The 18,165-nt window shown below is 71.8% G+C and carries 22 protein-coding genes and 1 pseudogene; 13 read left to right on the forward strand and 10 right to left on the reverse strand.

Features of this window, described 5'->3' with window-relative positions; translation table 11 throughout:
- The first annotated feature begins 22 nt into the window (after positions 1-22).
- Positions 23-448, forward strand: a complete 426-nt coding sequence (locus tag L2C96_RS09705) for an ester cyclase (RefSeq protein ID WP_237335902.1) — start codon at positions 23-25, stop codon at positions 446-448.
- A gap of 166 nt (positions 449-614) precedes the next feature.
- On the opposite strand, the gene L2C96_RS09710 is transcribed toward L2C96_RS09705, so the two are convergent.
- Positions 615-1,886, reverse strand: coding sequence for an acetyl-CoA C-acetyltransferase (locus L2C96_RS09710; protein ID WP_237335903.1), 1,272 nt, complete (start codon positions 1,884-1,886; stop codon positions 615-617).
- Positions 1,887-1,968: 82 nt separating this feature from the next.
- Here L2C96_RS09710 and L2C96_RS09715 point away from each other — a divergent pair, with 82 nt between their 5' ends.
- Both L2C96_RS09715 and L2C96_RS09720 read left to right on the forward strand, forming a co-directional pair.
- Positions 1,969-3,315 (forward strand): 3-oxoacyl-ACP reductase, encoded by a 1,347-nt coding sequence (locus tag L2C96_RS09715; protein WP_237335904.1) that lies wholly within the window; start codon positions 1,969-1,971, stop codon positions 3,313-3,315.
- Positions 3,315-4,169, forward strand: a complete 855-nt coding sequence (locus tag L2C96_RS09720) for a MaoC family dehydratase (RefSeq protein WP_237335922.1) — start codon at positions 3,315-3,317, stop codon at positions 4,167-4,169. Before L2C96_RS09715 ends, L2C96_RS09720 begins: the two co-directional genes overlap by 1 nt.
- On the opposite strand, the gene L2C96_RS09725 is transcribed toward L2C96_RS09720, so the two are convergent.
- Complete coding sequence (locus L2C96_RS09725) at positions 4,135-4,800, reverse strand: TetR/AcrR family transcriptional regulator (RefSeq protein ID WP_372491189.1); 666 nt, start codon at positions 4,798-4,800, stop codon at positions 4,135-4,137. The two genes, L2C96_RS09720 and L2C96_RS09725, sit on opposite strands and share 35 nt — an antisense overlap.
- 46 nt (positions 4,801-4,846) lie before the next feature.
- On the opposite strand from L2C96_RS09725, the gene L2C96_RS09730 reads away from it, so the two are divergent.
- A complete protein-coding gene (locus L2C96_RS09730) occupies positions 4,847-5,407 on the forward strand; it encodes an SCP2 sterol-binding domain-containing protein (RefSeq protein ID WP_027936488.1) in 561 nt (186 codons plus the stop codon).
- Here the strand turns inward: L2C96_RS09730 and L2C96_RS09735 are convergent.
- From L2C96_RS09735 to L2C96_RS09750, 4 genes are read right to left on the reverse strand one after another with little or no spacing between them, the layout of a single operon-like run.
- Positions 5,404-5,826: an FxsA family protein gene (locus L2C96_RS09735; protein WP_017985824.1), complete on the reverse strand. Its 423-nt coding sequence runs from the start codon at positions 5,824-5,826 to the stop codon at positions 5,404-5,406. The two genes, L2C96_RS09730 and L2C96_RS09735, sit on opposite strands and share 4 nt — an antisense overlap.
- Before the next feature lie 6 nt (positions 5,827-5,832).
- Positions 5,833-6,360, reverse strand: coding sequence for a P-loop NTPase family protein (locus L2C96_RS09740; protein ID WP_237335906.1), 528 nt, complete (start codon positions 6,358-6,360; stop codon positions 5,833-5,835).
- Positions 6,361-6,371: 11 nt separating this feature from the next.
- Positions 6,372-7,016 carry an alpha/beta fold hydrolase gene (locus tag L2C96_RS09745; protein ID WP_237335907.1) on the reverse strand — a complete coding sequence of 215 codons (645 nt, stop codon included), beginning with the start codon at positions 7,014-7,016 and terminating at the stop codon, positions 6,372-6,374.
- 45 nt (positions 7,017-7,061) lie between these two features.
- The gene (locus L2C96_RS09750; protein ID WP_237335908.1) at positions 7,062-7,904 is read right to left on the reverse strand and encodes an SAM-dependent methyltransferase; all 843 of its coding nucleotides are present in this window, start codon (positions 7,902-7,904) and stop codon (positions 7,062-7,064) included.
- A 57-nt stretch (positions 7,905-7,961) separates the two neighbouring features.
- On the opposite strand from L2C96_RS09750, the gene L2C96_RS09755 reads away from it, so the two are divergent.
- Positions 7,962-8,603: an alpha/beta hydrolase gene (locus L2C96_RS09755; protein ID WP_237335909.1), complete on the forward strand. Its 642-nt coding sequence runs from the start codon at positions 7,962-7,964 to the stop codon at positions 8,601-8,603.
- Between the two features lie 85 nt (positions 8,604-8,688).
- Positions 8,689-10,482 carry an NHL domain-containing thioredoxin family protein gene (locus L2C96_RS09760; RefSeq protein ID WP_237335910.1) on the forward strand — a complete coding sequence of 598 codons (1,794 nt, stop codon included), beginning with the start codon at positions 8,689-8,691 and terminating at the stop codon, positions 10,480-10,482.
- On the opposite strand, the gene L2C96_RS09765 is transcribed toward L2C96_RS09760, so the two are convergent.
- Positions 10,433-11,056 carry a TetR/AcrR family transcriptional regulator gene (locus tag L2C96_RS09765; RefSeq protein WP_237335911.1) on the reverse strand — a complete coding sequence of 208 codons (624 nt, stop codon included), beginning with the start codon at positions 11,054-11,056 and terminating at the stop codon, positions 10,433-10,435. The genes L2C96_RS09760 and L2C96_RS09765 overlap by 50 nt on opposite strands.
- 55 nt (positions 11,057-11,111) lie before the next feature.
- Between L2C96_RS09765 and L2C96_RS09770 the strand changes: the two genes are divergently transcribed.
- The 4 genes from L2C96_RS09770 (at position 11,112) to L2C96_RS09785 (ending at position 15,624) form a co-directional block, all read left to right on the forward strand.
- Entirely contained in the window at positions 11,112-12,458 is a 1,347-nt protein-coding gene (locus L2C96_RS09770; protein ID WP_020422237.1) for a carboxypeptidase regulatory-like domain-containing protein, read from the forward strand.
- 71 nt (positions 12,459-12,529) lie between these two features.
- Positions 12,530-12,823 (forward strand): GroES family chaperonin, encoded by a 294-nt coding sequence (locus tag L2C96_RS09775; RefSeq protein WP_051079572.1) that lies wholly within the window; start codon positions 12,530-12,532, stop codon positions 12,821-12,823.
- A gap of 17 nt (positions 12,824-12,840) precedes the next feature.
- Positions 12,841-14,772, forward strand: a complete 1,932-nt coding sequence (locus tag L2C96_RS09780) for a VanW family protein (protein ID WP_237335912.1) — start codon at positions 12,841-12,843, stop codon at positions 14,770-14,772.
- A 33-nt stretch (positions 14,773-14,805) separates the two neighbouring features.
- A complete protein-coding gene (locus tag L2C96_RS09785; protein ID WP_237335913.1) occupies positions 14,806-15,624 on the forward strand; it encodes a maleylpyruvate isomerase family mycothiol-dependent enzyme in 819 nt (272 codons plus the stop codon).
- A 2-nt stretch (positions 15,625-15,626) separates the two neighbouring features.
- Here L2C96_RS09785 and L2C96_RS09790 read toward each other — a convergent pair whose 3' ends face one another.
- Positions 15,627-16,316 (reverse strand): leucine-rich repeat domain-containing protein, encoded by a 690-nt coding sequence (locus tag L2C96_RS09790; RefSeq protein ID WP_237335914.1) that lies wholly within the window; start codon positions 16,314-16,316, stop codon positions 15,627-15,629.
- 79 nt (positions 16,317-16,395) lie between these two features.
- On the opposite strand from L2C96_RS09790, the gene L2C96_RS09795 reads away from it, so the two are divergent.
- Positions 16,396-16,761, forward strand: coding sequence for a hypothetical protein (locus tag L2C96_RS09795; RefSeq protein ID WP_020422233.1), 366 nt, complete (start codon positions 16,396-16,398; stop codon positions 16,759-16,761).
- A gap of 52 nt (positions 16,762-16,813) precedes the next feature.
- Here L2C96_RS09795 and L2C96_RS09800 read toward each other — a convergent pair whose 3' ends face one another.
- Complete coding sequence (locus tag L2C96_RS09800) at positions 16,814-17,089, reverse strand: GlsB/YeaQ/YmgE family stress response membrane protein (protein ID WP_020422232.1); 276 nt, start codon at positions 17,087-17,089, stop codon at positions 16,814-16,816.
- A 104-nt stretch (positions 17,090-17,193) separates the two neighbouring features.
- On the opposite strand from L2C96_RS09800, the gene L2C96_RS09805 reads away from it, so the two are divergent.
- Both L2C96_RS09805 and L2C96_RS09810 read left to right on the forward strand, forming a co-directional pair.
- Entirely contained in the window at positions 17,194-17,514 is a 321-nt protein-coding gene (locus L2C96_RS09805) for an ArsR/SmtB family transcription factor (protein WP_020422231.1), read from the forward strand.
- Positions 17,511-18,008, forward strand: coding sequence for an SRPBCC family protein (locus L2C96_RS09810; RefSeq protein ID WP_237335915.1), 498 nt, complete (start codon positions 17,511-17,513; stop codon positions 18,006-18,008). The genes L2C96_RS09805 and L2C96_RS09810 overlap by 4 nt, the downstream gene beginning before the upstream one ends.
- A 14-nt stretch (positions 18,009-18,022) precedes the next feature.
- Here the strand turns inward: L2C96_RS09810 and L2C96_RS45500 are convergent.
- Positions 18,023-18,165 (reverse strand): annotated as a pseudogene (locus L2C96_RS45500) (YciI family protein); the annotation flags it as partial.

Below are 18,165 nucleotides of genomic sequence, written 5' to 3' on the forward strand. Positions count from 1 at the left end.
ATCGCCGCCGCAGCATCACCGCATGACCACTGACCAGCTCAGCAGCAACAAGCAACTCGTCGAGGACTTCATCCAGGACCTGTTCACCAAGGGCGACCTCGGCGCCGTCGACCGCTACCTCGACCCCGCGTTCGTCAACCACGACCCGCCGTTCCCGGGCATCCCGGACGGGCCCGACGGCATGCGCCAGGCCGCCGCGACGATGCGCCAGGCCATGCCCGACTGGCGCAGCGAAGTCGAGCGGCTCGTCGCCGAAGACGACATCGTCGTGGAGGTGTTCACCGCCCGCGGCACCCACCAGGGCAAGCTGATGGGCGTGCCGGGCACCGGCCGCACGATCACCCTGCGCGGGATCAACGTCTTCCGCGTGCAGGGCGATCGCATCGTCGAGCGCTGGGGCAGGCTCGACCAGCTCGGCCTGCTCCAGCAGCTCGGGCTCGTGCCATGACAATCGGCCTGCGTTGCGGTGCGGGTGGCGGGACCTCGTGAGAGGACGCCCGCCCGTCGCCCACCACCCTCAACCGACGCGCTCCGCGCGGCTGAGCCAACTCAGAACCCGCGGCGGTGCCGGCTGCTGGCCCACAGCAACCGGCACCGCCGCTCAAAACCTCTGTTCACTTCTCCAGGATCGCCGTGATGCCCTGGCCGCCCGCGGCGCAGATCGAGATCAGGCCCCGCCCGGAGCCCTTCTCGTGCAGCAGCTTCGCCAGCGTCGCCACGATGCGGCCGCCCGTCGCCGCGAAGGGGTGGCCCGCGGCCAGCGACGAGCCGTTCACGTTCAGCTTCGACCGGTCGATCGGCCCGAGCGGCGCGTCCAGCCCCAGCTTCTCCTTGGCGAACGCCGGGCTCTCCCACGCCTTCAACGTCGCGAGCACCTGGGAGGCGAACGCCTCGTGGATCTCGTAGAAGTCGAAGTCCTGCAGCGTCAGCCCGGCCTTCGCCAGCATCCGCGGCACCGCGTACGCCGGGGCCATCAGCAGGCCCTCGCCGCCGTGCACGTAGTCCACCGCCGCGGTCTCCGAGAACGTCAGGTACGCCAGGACCGGCAGCTTCCGCGCGGCGGCCCACTCCTCGGTGGCCAGCAGGACCGTCGACGCGCCGTCGGTCAGCGGGGTCGAGTTGCCCGCGGTCATCGTGCCGTCCGGGCCGCCGAACACCGGCTTGAGCTTGGCCAGCTTCTCCGCGGTCGAGTCCGGCCGCAGGTTCTGGTCGCGGGACAGGCCGAGGTACGGCGTCACCAGGTCGTCGAAGAACCCGCGCTCGTACGCCGCGGCGAGGCGCTGGTGGCTGGTCGCGGCGAGGACGTCCTGCTCCTCGCGCGAGATCTCCCACTCCTTGGCCGTCATCGACGCGTGCTCGCCCATCGACAGCCCGGTGCGCGGCTCGGCGTTGCGCGGGATCTCCGGCACGATCTGGCCGGGCCGCAGCTTGGTCAGCAGCTTGAGCCGCTGGCCCACGGTCTTCGCGGAGTTGAGCTGCACCAGGATGCGGCGCAGGTCGTCGTTCACCGCCAGCGGGGCGTCGGAGGTGGTGTCCACGCCGCCGGCGATCGCCGAGTCGATCTGGCCGAGCGCGATCTTGTTCGCGACGTTGACGATCGCCTGCAACCCGGTGCCGCACGCCATCTGGACGTCCGCGGCCGGGGTCTCCGGCGAGAGCTTGCTGCCCAGCACGCTCTCCCGGGCCAGGTTGAAGTCCCGCGCGTGCTTGAGCACGGCGCCCGCGGCTACCTCACCGATGCGCTCGCCCTGCAGCGCGAAGCGGCTCACCAGGCCGTCCAGCGCGGCGGTGAGCATGTCCTGGTTGGACGCGTTGGCGTAGCGGCCGTTCGACCGCGCGAACGGGATGCGGTTGCCGCCGACGATGGCGACGCGACGAACGTCCATCAATTCCTCCCACTGCGGTGGTGAGCCTCGGATGACAGTGTAACCTACTCACGAGTAGGTAAGCTCGGTAAGGAGGCACGTGATGGCCGACCGGTATCAGCAGTTCACCAAGACGCCGATCGGGAAGTTCCTGGTGCCCAAGCTCGGGCTGCCCAACCCGCCGGTGCTGCGCCGCTACCGCCCCGGGCAGCCCGCCCTCGATGGTCCCGCACTTTTCGGCGCCGCGCCCGGTGGGCGGCTCGAAAAGACCGTGCAGAACCAGCTCGCGGCGGCCGGCATCACGGTGCTGACCGAGCCCGCGGGCGGCGACCAGCGCTACGGCGGCCTGGTGTTCGACGCCACTGGCATCACCGACCCCGCACAGCTGCGCGAGGTGTACCTGTTCTTCCACCCGGTGATCCGCAAGATCGGCTACTGCGGCCGGGTCGTCGTGCTCGGCACCCCGCCGGAGCTGGCTGACGGCCGGGAGCGGATCGCCCAGCGCGCGCTCGAAGGGTTCGTCCGCTCGGTCGGCAAGGAGCTCAAGCGTGGCGCGACCGCCCAGCTCGTCTACGTCGCGCCCGGCGCCGAGGAGGCCGCCGAGTCGACGCTGCGGTTCGTGCTGTCGGCCAAGTCGGCGTTCGTGGACGCCCAGGTGATCCGCGTCGGCGCCACCGGCACACCGTCGGTGCCCGCGATCGAGAACTGGGAGAAGCCGCTCGACGGCAAGGTCGCCCTGGTCACCGGCGCCTCCCGGGGCATCGGCGCGGCGATCGCCGAGGTGCTCGCCCGCGACGGCGCGCACGTGATCGGCCTGGACATCCCGGCGCAGGGCGGCGAGCTGTCCGAGGTCGCCAACAAGGTCGGCGGCTCCGCGCTGCAGATGGACATCACCGCGGCGGACGCGCCGGACAAGCTGGCCGCCTACCTCAAGGAGCGGCACGGCGGGGTCGACATCGTCGTGCACAACGCCGGCATCACGCGCGACAAGACCCTCGGCAACCTCACCGAGGGCGCCTGGGACGCGGTGATCACCGTGAACCTGGCCGCGCAGCTGGCGGTCAACGACAAGCTGCTGAGCGAGAAGGTGCTCCGCGAGAACGGCCGCATCATCGGCGTTTCGTCGATCGCCGGCATCGCGGGCAACGTGGGCCAGACCAACTACGGCACCAGCAAGGCCGGCGTGATCGGCATGGTGGCCGACGGCGCACCGAAGCTCGCCGAGTACGGCGCCACCATCAACGCCGTCGCGCCCGGCTTCATCGAGACGAAGATGACCGCGGCGGTCCCGCTGTTCATCCGCGAGGCCGGGCGGCGGCTGTCCAGCCTCGGCCAGGGCGGGCTGCCGGTGGACGTCGCCGAGACGATCGCCTGGTATGCCAACCCCGCGTCGGCCGCGGTGAACGGCAACGTGGTCCGCGTGTGCGGCCAGGCTCTGCTGGGGGCGTGATGGGCACGAAGGAACTCCGCGAAGCGCCGAAGCTGGCGCCGTTGTACGCCAAGGCGTTGCTGCCGCACAGCGGTGGCGGCGGCCTGCCGGACACCGAGTACGTGCGCGCGGGCGTCGAGTTCGACCCGGCGCACGTGGCGGCCTACAACCAGGTCTGCGGGTTCCGGCTGGGCGACGAACTGCCGGTGACCTACCCGCACATGCTCGCGTTCCCGCTGCAGATGGCGCTGATGACGCAGCCGGACTTCCCGTTCCCGCTGCTGGGCATGGTGCACGTCGCCAACCGCATCACGCAGCGCCGCCCGGTGCGGCTGACCGACACCGGCACGGTCCGGGTGCGCGCGGAGAACCTGCGGCCACACGAAAAGGGCCGCCAGTTCGACGTGATCAGCGAGTTCACCACCGCCGACGGTCCGATTTGGACGGAGGTGAGCACGTACCTGCGGCGCGGCGGCGGTGAGGGCGGCGGGAAGCGCGAGCAGCTCGCGGCGCCCGCGCCGAAGGCGATCTGGCGCGTGCCCGCCGACATCGGCCGCCGCTACGCCGAGGTCTCCGGCGACCGCAACCCGATCCACCTGCACCCGCTGACCGCGAAGCTGTTCGGGTTCCCGTCGGCGATCGCGCACGGCATGTGGACGAAGGCGCGTGTGCTGGCCGCGTTCGAGGGCAGGCTGCCGGACGCCTACACGGTCGACGTGAAGTTCAAGCTGCCCGTGCTGCTGCCGGCGAAGGTGGCGTTCACGTCGTGGCAGACGGGTGACGGGTGGGCTTTCGAGCTGTGGGCGGCGAGGAAGCCGAAGCCGCACCTGGAGGGGACGATCACTCCTCCGGACGCCACACCGAACCCTCGATGAGGTCGTTGAACCCCAGCCACACCAGGTTCATCAGCCACGACGCGAGCACGCCGTCCGACACCTCGGAGTGATCGAGCCACCAGTCGGCCAGTGATTCGGCGGCTCCGACGAGCGCCACGGCGAGGGCCGGGCCGGAGAACTCGGCCCGGTCCCCCAGGCCCTTCTTCATGCCCGCGGTGACCACGAGCGCGGTGACCACCTCGATGGCGCGCGAGCGCAGCATGGTGATCTCGTCGGCGAACCGGCCGCCGACGGTGAGGGCCTGGCGGTGCAGCACCGTCCAGGAGTCCCGGTACTCGGCGACGAAGCGGTAGAACGACCGCAGCCCGTGCCACAACTGCATGTCCGGCGGCAGTTCCGAGCGCAGTCCGTCGCGGACCGCCTCCAGCAGGCGGCTTGCCTCGCGGCGGATGCACTTGGCGAACAGGTCTTCCTTGGCGCCGAGGTAGGAGTAGATCATCGGCTTGGAGACGCCGGCGACCTCGGAGATCTCGTCCATCGACGCGGAGTGGTAGCCGTGCCGGGAGAACACCTCCACGGCGGCGTCCAGGATCTGCCGTTCTCGCACGGCTCTGGGCAACCGCCGCGAGCGCGGGGTCTTCACGTCTTCCGTCACGCCGACCTCCTTCACGCCGAAACGCTACCTCCTCACCCCTTCGCCGGTAGAATCTCCGCCTGTGTCCGGCACAGTGGTCGACGCGTTCGCCCGCCAGATCGATCTGAGCAGGCTGTCCGCGGAGCAGTTCATCCAGCTGCTCGAAACTCTGCACATGCTGGGGTCGGCCGGGACCGGCGTGCACCTGAGCGGGATGTCCACGGAAACGCTCGCCGACGTCGTGCGGCGCGCGTCGAAGGAGCAGCTCAGGGCGATCGGTGAGCACCCCGAGCTGCGGATGGTGTTCCTGGAGGAGATCTTCCGCCGGATGTCGGACCACTTCCTGGCGGAGAAGGCGCGGTATTCGAGCGTCGTGGTGTGCTGGCGGTTCCCGGGTGGCTCCGGGATCGGCGGGTACGACCGGTTCCAGACGGTCATCGAGGACGGCCGGTGCCACTCGGGGAAGGACCTGGGGCGCGAGCCGGACACGACGATCACGATCGCGCCGGACGACTTCTTCCGCGTCGCGACCGGCAACGCCGCGGTGGCGGCGATGTTCGTGACCGGCAAGGTCAAGGTGAAGGGCGAGTACGCGCCCGCTGTTCGGCTGTCGGGTTATTTCGATATACCGAAGCCAGCTTAGCCCTCGATGATCGGGCGGTTGGTGGTCTCCTTGTCGACCACCTCGCTGTCGACGACGATGAGCCGGTTCGGCATGCGGCGTTCGGCGCGTTTGAGCCAGGCCCGGCGGACGATGCCGCGGGTGGGCGGCAGCAGCAGCGCCAGCCCGGCGAGGTCGGAGAGGAAGCCCGGGATCATGATGAGCAACCCGCCGAACGCGACGAGCATGCCGTCGGTGATCTCCGCGTGCGGCGAGCGGCCGGCGCGAGCGGTGGCGAGGAACGCCTGAGCGGCGCGCGCCCCTTCCCGCCGGGCCAGCCAGGAGCCCAGGAACGCCCCGACCACGAGCAGCCCGAGCGTGCCCAGGAAGCCGATGAGCGAGCTGACCGCCCAAACGGCAGCCACCTCGGCGACGATGTACAGCAGCAACACGACAGCCATACCGGTTCAACGTCCGGAACCGGCGGATTTCTCCCGGGCCAGGCCGGAGAGGAACAGCCCGGCCTCGCGCGGGGTGGTCAGCAGGTACTGCCGGGCGCCGCAGCCGTGCTCGGCGATCGCGCGCAGGGCCCGGGGCCGCGAGCGGCGGCGGAAGGCCCAGATCCAGGCCAGGAACTCGAGGGACAGACGTTCCGGGCAGCCCGGCGCCTGCCCGTCCCGCCCCCAGCCCCGCAGGACACGCAGGACGGCCCGGCGCAGGCAGACCCTCCGCGGCGGGTCGAGAAGGATCACGGTGTCGGCGGCGGCGAGCCGGATCTCCAGCGTGCCGCCGTAGTTCCCGTCGAGGAGCCACCGCTCGCCGGCGACCAGGGCCCGCTGCCGCGCGGCGAACTCCCCGGCGGGCAGCGGCACCCAGCCCGGCTGCCAGTAGACGTGGTCGAGGTGGGTGACCGGGAGGTCGAGCAGCGCGCCCAGCCGCCGGGAGAAGGTCGACTTGCCCGCCCCACCGCAGCCGAGCACCACGACGCGCCGCATGGCCGCCGACCCTAGCCCACCTGTCGCAGCACGGCCGCCAGTTCCGCCGGCCGCGTCAGGAACGGGTGGTGCCCGCACGTCATCTCGACCACCGAGCCAGCCCGTTTCGCCTGCTCGCGCTGCACGTCCGGCGGTGTCGCCGGATCGTCGGCGCACACCACGTACGTCGAGGGCAGCGAGCGCCACGCGGCGGCCCGCACCCGCTGGGTGAACGCCGCCGCGGTCTGCGGGACCAGCCGCGTCATGGCGCCGGCCGCAACGTCCGGGTCGCAGTCGTGCACGTAGCGCGGCGCGAGCGAGGGGCGCAGCGACACCAGCCCCTCCCCGGCGGGCTCCACCGGCGCCACGCCACCGGTCACGTCGGCCAGGGACTCGCCAACGTCGGGCAGGTACGAGTCGACGTAGACCAGGTGCCGCGCCGCCGGGTGATCCGCCGCGGCCTCGGTCATCACCACTCCGCCGTAGGAGTGCCCGCACAGCACCGCTGGGCCGTCGTCCAGCGCCGCCCGCACCGCCGCGACGTCCGCGTACAGGTCACCCCCGCCACCGCAGCTGGGCAGCTCCACCGCCACGCTCTCCGGCAGCAGCGGCGCCATCCGGCTCCACCACCAGGCGCCGTCGCGGACCAGGGCACCGTGCACGAACACCACCCGCATGCCCCCAACCTGGCACCGCCCGGCGGCCGCCGGAAGCGTGTTCGCTCAGGGCTTGCGGGCCACGCCGCCGAGGACGCGGGACTCCGAGGGCGTCCGGCGGAACAGGGTGCGCCGGTCCGGGTGCCACGACGGCGCGTACACCAGCCCGGGCTCGAGCAGCTCCCAGTCGCCGAAGAAGCGGGCGAACTCGGCCCTCGTGCGCAGCTGCCCGGGGTTCGTGGTGCCCTCGTAGTACTCCACCAGGTCGGCCAGCGCCTGCCGCTCCTCGTCGCTGCGCGGGTTTTCGTTCGTCATCTGCGACAGGACCAGCAGCGAGCCCGGCGCGAGCCGGTTCCGGAAGTAGGCGACGCGGCTGTCCGGGTCGTCGGCGTCCTTGATGAAGTGCAGCACCGCGTTGATCACGAGCGCGACCGGCTGCCGCGCGTCCACCATGCCGGTGTCCAGGACCCGTTCCCACAGGTCCTCGGCGTGCATGAAGTCGGCGGCGATCGCCACGTGCCGCGCCGGGTCGGCGGTGTCGGCCAGCAGCAGCTGCGAGTGCGCCAGCGCGACCGGCTCGTTGTCCACGTACACGACCCGGCTGTCGCGTTGGGGCCGCGCCTCGTCGGCGACGTCGTGCACGTTGCCCGCCGTCGGCAGCCCCGACCCGATGTCCACGAACTGCCGCACCCCCAGCCGCGCGCACTCCCGCACCGCGCGGCCGAGGAACTGCCTGCTGGTCTTCATGTACTCGCCGATGAGCGGCAGCCTGCGCCGGATCTTCTGCGCGAACTCCCGGTCGATGGCGTAGTTCGTCGTGCCGCCGATGAAGTAGTCGTAGACCCGTGCCGCGGACGGGCGGTCCAGACTGTTCTCCACAGCGCGCAACGCCTCGTCCATGCGCTCCATGGTAGTGATCAACGAAGTCCGGATGTGATCCGAAATGAATTGCCCGATTGGAGCGTGATGGCCGAATTCTTCCTGGTCCACAGCCCGCTCGTGGGTCCGCAGACCTGGCAGCTGGTCGCCGACGAACTCCGTTCGCGTGGCCACCGCGTGGCCACCCCGTCCCTGGTCGCCGCGCTCGACGGGCCCGGCCCCTACTACCCGCGGCTCTTCGACGCGGTCCGCGAACCCGGCACCCTGGTGGTGCACAGCGGCGCGGGTGCGTTGGCCGCCGGGATTGCCGCCCGCACCGGCGCACCGCGGGCCGTCTTCGTCGACGCCCTCCTGCCGCACCCCGGCCGCAGCTGGTTCGACACCGCGCCGCCCGAGCTGGCCCAGCGCCTGCGCGACCTGGCCACCGACGGCAGGCTCCCGCCGTGGCACGAGTGGTTCCCGCCCGGCACGGTCGAGGACCTGCTGCCCGACCAGCGGATCCGCGACGAGTTCCTGGCCGGGTTGCCCCGCGTCCCGCTCGCCTACTTCACCGAACCCGCGCCCGCCGAGACCGAACCGCCGAGCGCCTACCTCCAGCTCAGCGGCGCCTACGACGAGGAAGCCCGCGAAGCCGCCGGACGCGGCTGGCCCGTGCAGCGCCTGGACACCCACCACCTCGCGCCGCTCACCGACCCCGCCACCATCGCGGACGCGCTGGAACGGCTGTGAGATTCCACATCGTGAGCTGCGGGAACAAGCGGATTCCCGCGTCTCGTTGAACCGTTCCGTGGCATCAGAGCAACGGCAGGCGCGCGTGCGCGCGCCCGAACTCGCCGGCGACGTGTGGCTGAACACCGGCGGTGAGACCGTCACCCTCGCCCAGCTGCGCGGCAAGATCGTGCTGCTCGACTTCTGGACGTCGGGCTGCATCAACTGCCTGCACGTCCTGGACGAGCTGCGCCCGCTGGAGGAGGAGTTCGCCGACGTGCTCGTCACGATCGGTGTGCACTCGCCGAAGTTCCTGCACGAGGGCGAGGCCGCGGCCATCGAGGCGGCCGTGCGCCGCTACGAAGTGCACCACCCGGTCCTCAACGACCCCGACATGACGACCTGGTCGCAGTACGCCGTGAAGGCCTGGCCGACGCTGGTGATCGTCGACCCGCAGGGCTACGTCGTGCACACCGCCGCCGGCGAGGGGCACGCCGAGGCGCTGCGCCGGGTCATCGCCGAGCTCGTCGAGACCCACGACGCGAAGGGCACCCTGCGCCGCGGCGGCAACCCGTACGTGCCGGTCGAGGAGCAGCCCGCCGACCTGCGCTTCCCCAGCAAGGCGGTGGTCACCGCCGAGGGTCGCATCCTGGTCGCCGACACCGGTAACCACTCGATCGCCGAGTTCGCCTCCGACGGCGAGACCCTGATCCGCCGCTTCGGCAGCGGCGCCCGCGGCCGCGCCGACGGCGCGTTCGACGTCGCGAGCTTGGCCGAGCCGTCCGGTCTCGCACTGCTGCCCGCCGAGGTCGCCGACCAGGCCGGGTACCACCTGCTCGTGGCCGACACGGCCAACCACCTGCTGCGTGGCGTGGACCTCGTCACCGGCGAGGTCACCACGGTCGCCGGCACCGGCAACCAGTGGCGTGACGGCGAGACCGACGGCGACGCGCTGTCCATCGACCTCACCAGTCCGTGGGACGTGATCTGGTGGGAGCCCGCGGGCGGCGCGGTCGTCGCGATGGCTGGCAACCACACGCTGGGCCTGTTCGATCCGCGCACCGGCCGGATCTCCCGGTTCGCCGGCACGACCGTCGAGGGCCTGCGTGACGGCGCGGCCGCCGAGGCGTTCTTCGCGCAGACCTCCGGCCTCGCCGTCCAGGGCGACCGGTTGTGGCTCGCCGACGCCGAGACCTCCGCGCTGCGCTACCTGGAGGACGGCGCCGTGCACACCGCGATCGGCACCGACCTGTTCTCCTTCGGCCACCGCGACGGCGACGCCGCGGACGCGCTGCTGCAGCACCCGCTGGGCGTCGCGGTGCTGGCCGACGGCACCATCGCGATCGCGGACACCTACAACGGCGCCGTCCGCCACTACGACCCGGCGAGCGGCAAGGTTTCCACGCTGGCGAAGGACCTCGCCGAGCCGTCGGGCCTGCTGGTCACCGGGGACGCGCTGCTGGTCGTCGAGTCGGCTGCGCACCGCCTCACCGCGCTGCCGCTGAGCGCGGACGGGCAGCAGGTCGCCGGGGACGCGCTCGCCGTGCGCCGCCCGCCGACCGAGCTGGCCCCGGGCACGGTCGAGTTCTCGGTGGTCTTCACGCCGCCGCCCGGCGAGAAGCTCGACGACCGGTTCGGCCCGTCGACCCGCCTGCAGGTGACCGCCGCGCCGCCGGAGCTGCTGGCCGAGGGCGAGGGCACCGGCACCGAGCTGACCCGGACGCTCAAGATCGCCGAGGGCCACACCGAGGGCGTGCTGCAGGTCGTGGCGCAGGCCGCGAGCTGCGACGCCGACGCCGAGCACCCGGTCTGCCGGGTGACCCGCCAGGACTGGGGCGTGCCGATCCGGATCACGCCGGACGGGCCGGACCGCCTCCAGCTGATCCTCGCGGGGGCGTGAAAGCACTCTCCAGCACGTCCACGGCCTGGTGGAACAACGTGACCAGGTCCGGATCCGAACCGGGCTGCCAGCGTCCGATGGCGGCCCGGTTCGCGCCGATCGCGGCCGCGGCCGTGGTCCGCACGTAGAGGTCGTCCGCCGGTAGTCCGGTGCGCGCGGCCAGGGCTTCGGCCACTGCCTCTTCGAGCGCGCGGTTGGCCTGTGCCACTCGCGGCATCAGCTCCGGGTGCTCGCGCAGCAGCAGCGTCCGCTCGGTCCACACGTCAGTGGCGGCCAGTTCCGCGAAGCGCCCGGCGAACACCTCCCGCAACGCCGTCAGCGGCGGCTCGTCCGCGGGCCGGTCCGCGATGCGCTGCCCCAGCGTGGCGGCCGCGATGTCCAGCGACAACACGGCCTCGTCCTTGGTCGCGAAGTAGTTGAAGAACGTCCGTGGCGAGACCCCGGCGGCCGCGCAGATGTCCTCGACGGTCACCGCGTCCGGCCCGTGCCTGCGGTACAGCGTGACGGCCGCGTGGCGCAGTGCTTCGCGGGTGGCTTCCTTCTTGCGCTCGCGCAGACCGGTGGGCGGGCTCACGATTCTTACTGTACTGCATTTTTGCAGCGCCTGCAAAAAGTGATAAGCTGACAGCATGGCGGAACATGTCGAAACCCAGGAACAAGAACCCGGAAAGCTCCGCACCCTGGCCGAAAGCCTGTGGTTCCCGGTCTTCTTCGCCCTCGGCTTCGTCTTCTGCTACCTGCTCGCGTTCCACGCGCCGTCGCCGCACCACATCGAGGTCGCGGTCGCCGACGAGACCGCCGCGGCGCGCATCGAGGCGGCCCTGGGCCAGGCGAGCCCCGGCGCGTTCGACATCCAGCCGGTCGCCACCGCCGACCAGGCCCGCCAGGCGGTGCTCGACCGCGACGCCACCGCCGCCTACTCCGCGGACCCGGCGCGCCCGACGCTGTTCGTCGCCAAGGCCGACGGCTACCTGCTCGAATCGGTCCTCAACCAGGCCTTCGCCCCGGTCGCCGCCCAGACCGGGCACGCGCTCACCGTCGTCGACCTCGCGCCGACCGAACCCGGCGATGCGATGGGCACCGGCCTGTTCTACCTCGTGCTGATCTGGAACATCCCCAGCTACATCGTCGTGATGATGTTGCTGCGGGCGGTCACGCTGAGCCGCCGCGCCAAGGTCGCCACGCTGGTCGGCTTCGGCGCCCTGCTCACCCTCATCGGCTACGCCGGCGGCGTCGCGATGGACGTCATCCCGAACGACCCGGTCGCGATCCCCGTCGCGTTCCTGCTCACGCAGGCCGTCTCGCTGACCTCGTTCGGCCTGGTGCCGCTGGTCAAGCAGTGGTTCCCCGGGGTGGCGATGGGCCTGTTCGTGCTGCTGTCGATGCCGTCCAGTGGCGGCGCGGTGCCGGTCCAGATGGTCCCCGGGTTCTTCCGCGCGCTGCACCCGTTCTTCCCGATGGGCAACCTGATCGAGGCCCTGCGCGGCATCTTCTACTTCGACGGCCGGGGCGTGCTGCGGCCGGTGCTGGTGCTGTGCGGGTGGGTCCTGCTCGGCGTCGTGTTGATCGCCGGTCACGCCCTCGTGCAGCGTCGCAAGGGCGGCGCGGTCGAGGAGCCGCCGGTCGAGGACCCGGCCTTCGAGATGCCGCAGCCGACCGCGGTGCCGGCGGACCACCGCCACTTCGGCGAGCCGGTGCCGACGCTGACCGGCGCGGTCCACGCGGCCGACGGCTCGCCGGTGCCGGGCGCCGCGGTGACGGTGATGGACGGCCGCGGGCACCAGCTCGTCCGCACGACGGCCGACGGCGAGGGCCGCTACGCGGTCGCCGGGCTGCCCGGTCAGTTCGTCGACCTGGTCGTGTCCGCGCCAGGGTTCGAGGCGACCGCGAGCCGCGCGCTGGTGCGCGAGGGCGGGACCACACACCGGGACTTCACCCTGCGCGGACGGCAACCGCTGGTCTCCGCGGCACGCTGAGGACACGTAGCATTACCGGCGTGTCGGAAGCCAAGAACCTGCCGGACGCCGCGGCGAAGCTGGAAATCCAGATGCTGCACGACCGCGTCCTCGTCCGGGTCTCCGCGGAGGAGGGAGAGCGCCGCAGCAGCGGCGGCATCGTGATTCCGGCGACCGCTCAGGTGGCGCGCCGTCTCGCGTGGGGCGACGTACTGGGGGTAGGCAGTAATGTACGCAACGTGAAGGTCGGCGACCGCGTGCTGTTCAACCCCGAGGACCAGCTCGAGGTCGAGGTCCAGGGCGAGGCGTACCTGGTGATGCGGGAGCGCGACATCCACGCGGTGGCCACCGAGCGCACGGAGCACGGGACGGGCCTGTACTTGTAACGCGTCCGGGAGGAAGCGTGGGGCGGGAGGACCAGTACTGGCCGGAGCGGGACCCTGATTCCCTCCGGAACGCCGAGACCGCGGTCGGACCGCGTCCGCCCGCCGAGTTCCTGCTGGACGAACCGCTCGACGCGACCGAGGACGCCCTGGTCGGGGAACTCCTTGAGGTCGGCGACGCGCCCGCGGCGCCACCGTCGCCCGGCAAGCGCTTCCTGGCCCGCGCGTTCATGGTCGCCGGCTGCCTGCTGGGCGTCGGGGTCATCCTCTACGGCGCGGACCTGATCGTCAGCGCCGGTGACGTGCCGCGCGGCGTGACGGTCGCCGGTGTCGAGGTCGGCGGGCTCAGCCGGGAGGACGCCGAGGCGAAGCTGCGCCGCGAGCTGGGCCCGCGCCTGAACGCGCCGGTCCCGGTCGAGGCCGGGGACGTGCGCACCACGCTCGACCCGGCGCGGTCCGGCCTGACCGTCGACTGGTCGTCCACCGTCGCGCAGGCCGGGCGCCAGCCGCTGGACCCGCTCGACCGGATCACGTCGTTCTTCCGCACCCGCGAGGTCGGGGTCGTCACGTCCACCGATCCGGACAAGCTGCACCAGTCCATCGCGCGGCTGGCAGCCGAGCGCATCAACCACCCACCCACCGAGGGCAGCATCGGGTTCGTGACGGTCCCGGGCACCGACGGCGGGGTGAACCCGTACCCGATCGAGCCGAGGAACGGGCAGGACCTGGTCGACGTCAAGGGCGCCGGGGACATCCTGCGGGCGAGCTGGCTGGACAAGAGCGGCGTGCGGCTGCCGGTCGTGCTGACGCCGGTCAAGGTCACCTCGGCCGGGGTGCACTCGGCGCTGGAGCGGCTGGTCGCGCCCGCGGTGGCCAAGCCGGTCACGCTGCACGGCGACGGCGCCGACGCGGTGCTCAAGCCCAGCGCGATCGCCGCCGCCCTGAAGTTCAGCCCGGCCGACGGCGGCGCGCTGCGGGTCGAGGCCGATCCGGGGAAGCTGCAGCAGGCGGTGCGGGACCCCCTGGTGTCCACCGAGAAGCGCGGCAAGGACGCGCAGATCGTGTTCGCCGGTGGCGCGCCCGCCGTCCAGCCGTCCGAGGACGCGCGCAAGATCGACTGGAACCGGACGTTCCAGCCGCTGATGGACGTCCTCGCCAAGCCGGACGGCCGCGACCTGGCGGTGCGCTACCAGACGACCCGCCCGCAGACCACCACCGAGGAGGCGAACGCGCTGGGCATCAAGGAGGTCGTCGGCGAGTTCACCACCAGCGGGCTGTCCGGCCCGGCCGCGACGAACGCGCGGATCATGGCGGACAAGGTGAACGGCACGATCCTGCGGCCCGGTGAGACGTTCAGCCTCAACGCGCGGGTGGGCGCCCGCAGCCAGTCGCAGGGGTACGTCCCGGCGCCGGTCAACGAGGACGGGTTCGGCCCGGAGGTCATCGGCGGCGGCTCGTCGCAGCTGGCGACGACCCTCTACAACGCGGCGTACTTCGCGGGCCTGACCGACGCGGGCCACACCGAGCACAGCTACCACCTGGACCGCTACCCGGCGGGCCGGGACGCCGTCGCGATCACCGCCGACGGGGCGGCGGTGGACCTGAAGTTCACCGACAGCCTCAAGAGCGGGGTGGCGATCCAGGCGTCGGTGTCCGGCGGCAGCGTCACGGTGAAGATCTGGGGCACCAAGCAGTACCGCGTGGAGTCCTCGACCGGTTCGTTCTCGGACTTCCGGCCGCCACCGCTGCAGCCCGGCGGCCCCGGTCCGGACTGCCGCCCGTCCGGCGGCCGCCCCGGCTTCACCACCACCGACACCCGGGTGCTCTACGACGTGACCACCGGAGCGGAGGTCCGCCGCGACACCAGGACCGTCACCTACGCCCCGAAGCCGGCCGTGCTGTGTGGTTTCGGGGTGAGCTCCGACCCGGGGCACGGCACGGAAATCCGGTAGCGGAGCCGCCGGGGCCGCTGTCAGCATCCGGTGGTGGAGATCTTCGGACCGGTGCTGGACGTGCGGCCGCTGTTCGGCCGGGAGCGTCGCGAACTGCTGCGGTTGCTGGGCTCGCTGAGCGCGGCGGAGTGGTCGGCGCCGACGGTGTGCCCGGGCTGGACGGTGCACGACCTCGCCGGGCACATCCTGAACGACTACATGCGACGGTTGTCGGGCGGCCGGGACGGCTTCGCCGGGGCGAAGTTCGCCAACGACGAGACCTTGCCCGCCTACCTGACCCGGGTCAACGACGAGTTCGTCCGTGCGATGCGGCAGGTCAGCCCCGACCTGATCGTCCAGTTGCTCACCGTCCTCGGCCCCGAGCTCGACCGGCTGTGGGAGTCCTTCGACCTGACCGCGCCGGCGATGCTGGACGTGTCGTGGGCCGGTCCCGGCACCAGCCCGGCGTGGTTGGACATCGCGCGCGAGTACACCGAGTTCTGGGTGCACCAGCAACAGATCCGGGACGCGGTGGGGCGGCCCGGCGCGGACGAGCCCGAGCTGGTGCGCCCGGTGCTGGACGCGTTCATGCGCGCGCTGCCCCACACGCTGCGAGACGTGGTTCGCCCGGACGGCACCGTGGTGCGGGTCGTCGTCCCCGACGGCGGGACGTGGCACGCCCGGTCGGACGGGCAGCGCTGGCGGATGGCCGCCGGGGGCGAACCCGCCGCCACCGTCACCATGCGGCCCGGCGACTTCTGGCGCCTGGCCACGCGGGGCATCTCCGTCGACGAGGCCCGCCGCCGCGCGGACCTCGACGGCGACCGCGAACTCGCCGGGGCGGTGACCACGCTGCTGGCCGTGGTCGCCTGATCTCAGCGCAGCACGAGGCAGTCGTCGAGGTCGTCGAGCCAGTCCGGGGTCTCCAGCCACCGGTTCCAGCGCAGGTCGAGTTTCACCAGCGGCAGCTCGGCGAGCCCGTCCGGCAGCGTGCGCAGCTCGTTCTCCCGCAGGTCCAGGTACCGCAGGTCGCGCAGCTTCCCGACGGACGCGGGCAGCTCGGTGAGGTGGTTGCCGCGCAGGTGCAGCTCCCGCAGCTTGCTCAGCTCGCCGATGCTGTCCGGCAGCTCGTGCAGGTCGTTGCGGTACAGGCGCAGTTCGCGCAGCTCACGCAGGCCGGAGAGGTCCGAGGGCAGCGACTTCAGCCCGTTGTCCGTCGCGCTCAGGTACCGCAGCCGGCCGAGCCGGGTCAGCGAGTCCGGCAGCGTCGTCAGGCGGTTGTCCGAGAGGTACAGGTACTCGGTCAGGTTCGGCAGGTCGCCCAGCTCGCGGGGTAGTTCGGTGAGCTGGTTGTGGCCGAGGTCGAGGGTGTGCAGCGAGGTCAGCCGCGCGATGCCGGCCGGGATCGAGGTCAGCCGGTTCGCGGCCAGGTTCAGCACGGCCAGCCGGTCGAGGTCCCACAACTCGTCCGGCAGCTCGATCAGCTCGTTGTCGTAGGCGCTCAGGTACTCCAGGCCCGCGGGCAGCTCGGGCAGCCGGGTGAGGCCCTGGTGGTCGAGGTCCATCGGGCGAACATACCGGCGCGATCACTCCGCGTACGTTCCGATACCCTCCGTCACCGTTCTCGAGAGAGGGAGGATCCACGTGAAGAAGTCCCTTGCCCTGCTGGCGGCGGCCGCGGCGGTGGTGGTGCTGCCCGGGACGGCCACGGCCGCGGAGGGCGAGCCGGCCCTGGTGCACGCTTCGCCGCAGAACGGCTGCAAGCTGAACATCCGGGCGGCCGCGGACGTCGGCTCGGCGCTGCTGCACACGCTGACCTGCACGAACTACACGACCTGCGTGCACGCGCCGGAGCGGGACCTGCCGTGCGGGCAGGTCGTCACCGGCGGGCAGTACACCTGTGTCGGAGCCGAGGGCAAGCAGCTGACCGACAACCGGTGGGCCGAGGTGCTGTGGCGCTCGCCGCAGCAGTCGTTCGTGGCCGTCGGCTGCGCCGCGTTCCGGTCCTGAACGCGAACGTGCCCGGGAAGGCGGACCTTCCCGGGCACCACGTCCGAATGCGTTACCTGGTCAGTTTTCGCCGGCCGTACATGCCGCTGACCAGCGAGACCCCGATCGCCGCGATGACCACCTGGGTGATCAGCTCCAGCCAGTCGAAGCCCTTGGTGTCCGCGTAGCCGATGCCCCGCGCGATCGCGGTGCCGATGAACGCCGCGACGATACCGACGATGATCGTGAGCCAGATCGGAATCCCCTGCTTGCCGGGTGCGATCAGCCGACCGAGCGCGCCGATGATCAAACCAACGACGATCGCGCTGATGATTCCACCGATTGTCATCGCAACTCCTTCAGCTTCGGTGTGCTTCCGGGGTACCTTCCCGCGCCGCTTTCAAACCCGCATATTTGCTGGCGCTTATATACGTCTTGTGTGATACTTCGCGGGTGGACGTCTTCGAAGCGGTGGCCGAGCCCAGCCGGCGCACCCTGCTGGACCTTCTGGCCCAGGGCGAGCTGCCCGCGGGCGATCTGGTCGCGGCGCTGCCCGGCCTCACCCAGCCGGCCGTGTCCCGCCACCTGCGGATCCTGCGGGAGGTCGGGCTGGTCGAAGTTCGCCCGGACGGGCAACGCCGGATCTACGCGTTGCGCCCGGACGGCCTGGCCGAGATCGACAAGTGGCTCGGCCGGTACCGCCGCTACTGGGCGCGCCACCTCGATTCCCTCGAGCGCCACCTGGCGCGCAACCAGGAAGGACACCAGGAGTGAGCACCGAGAACGGCACGATCGAAACCGACGGCGAGGCGGCGGTCATCCGCTTCGAGCGCCACCTGCCCTTCCCGATCGAGACGGTGTGGGCCGCGATCACCGATCCCGCGCAGCGGCGGGCGTGGTTCGGCGAAACGGTCCTGGACACCGAGGCAGGCACCATCGAGATGCTGCCCGAGGACCCGCCCGCGGCCGACGACGCCAAGCGCATGACCGGGCGGATCCTCGTGTGGCAGCCGCCGCACGTGTTCGAGCACGAGTGGCGCCAGCGCATCGTCGAGGACGGCGTGGTGCGCTACGAGCTGTCCGAGACGCCGGACGGCACCCTGCTGAAGTTCACCCACCGGGGACTGTCAGTGCGCAACGCGCGGGGCTTCATCCCGGGCACGCACGCCTTCTTCGACCGGCTGGCCGCCCACCTGGCCGGCGCGGAGCCGCCCGCGTGGCCGGAGCGCTACGCGGCCGTCGCCGAGCGCTACCCGGCCTGGTCCTGACGCCCTGTCAGCGATCATCCGTGGCAGTGGGCCACGTCGGGCGGCTCGGCGAGGAAGGGGCGCAGCTCGAGCCATTCGTGGATCGGCTTCCCACCCGCCCCGGGCGCGGCCGACAGCTCCCCGGCCAGCTCCACCGCACGCTCGTGGCTGTCCACGT

The sequence above is a fragment of the Amycolatopsis tucumanensis genome (genome assembly GCF_021654135.1).
Classification (GTDB): Bacteria; Actinomycetota; Actinomycetes; order Mycobacteriales; family Pseudonocardiaceae; genus Amycolatopsis_E; species Amycolatopsis_E tucumanensis.

Bases quoted from the DNA above. Each gene is read 5' to 3' on its own strand.
- L2C96_RS09705 (WP_237335902.1), top strand. From the start codon at position 23: ATGACCACTGACCAGCTCAGCAGCAACAAGCAACTCGTCGAGGACTTC.
- L2C96_RS09710 (WP_237335903.1), bottom strand. From the start codon at position 1,886: ATGGACGTTCGTCGCGTCGCCATCGTCGGCGGCAACCGCATCCCGTTC.
- L2C96_RS09715 (WP_237335904.1), top strand. From the start codon at position 1,969: ATGGCCGACCGGTATCAGCAGTTCACCAAGACGCCGATCGGGAAGTTC.
- L2C96_RS09720 (WP_237335922.1), top strand. From the start codon at position 3,315: ATGGGCACGAAGGAACTCCGCGAAGCGCCGAAGCTGGCGCCGTTGTAC.
- L2C96_RS09735 (WP_017985824.1), bottom strand. From the start codon at position 5,826: ATGGCTGTCGTGTTGCTGCTGTACATCGTCGCCGAGGTGGCTGCCGTT.
- L2C96_RS09740 (WP_237335906.1), bottom strand. From the start codon at position 6,360: ATGCGGCGCGTCGTGGTGCTCGGCTGCGGTGGGGCGGGCAAGTCGACC.
- L2C96_RS09745 (WP_237335907.1), bottom strand. From the start codon at position 7,016: ATGCGGGTGGTGTTCGTGCACGGTGCCCTGGTCCGCGACGGCGCCTGG.
- L2C96_RS09750 (WP_237335908.1), bottom strand. From the start codon at position 7,904: ATGGAGCGCATGGACGAGGCGTTGCGCGCTGTGGAGAACAGTCTGGAC.
- L2C96_RS09755 (WP_237335909.1), top strand. From the start codon at position 7,962: ATGGCCGAATTCTTCCTGGTCCACAGCCCGCTCGTGGGTCCGCAGACC.
- L2C96_RS09770 (WP_020422237.1), top strand. From the start codon at position 11,112: ATGGCGGAACATGTCGAAACCCAGGAACAAGAACCCGGAAAGCTCCGC.
- L2C96_RS09775 (WP_051079572.1), top strand. From the start codon at position 12,530: ATGCTGCACGACCGCGTCCTCGTCCGGGTCTCCGCGGAGGAGGGAGAG.
- L2C96_RS09790 (WP_237335914.1), bottom strand. From the start codon at position 16,316: ATGGACCTCGACCACCAGGGCCTCACCCGGCTGCCCGAGCTGCCCGCG.
- L2C96_RS09800 (WP_020422232.1), bottom strand. From the start codon at position 17,089: ATGACAATCGGTGGAATCATCAGCGCGATCGTCGTTGGTTTGATCATC.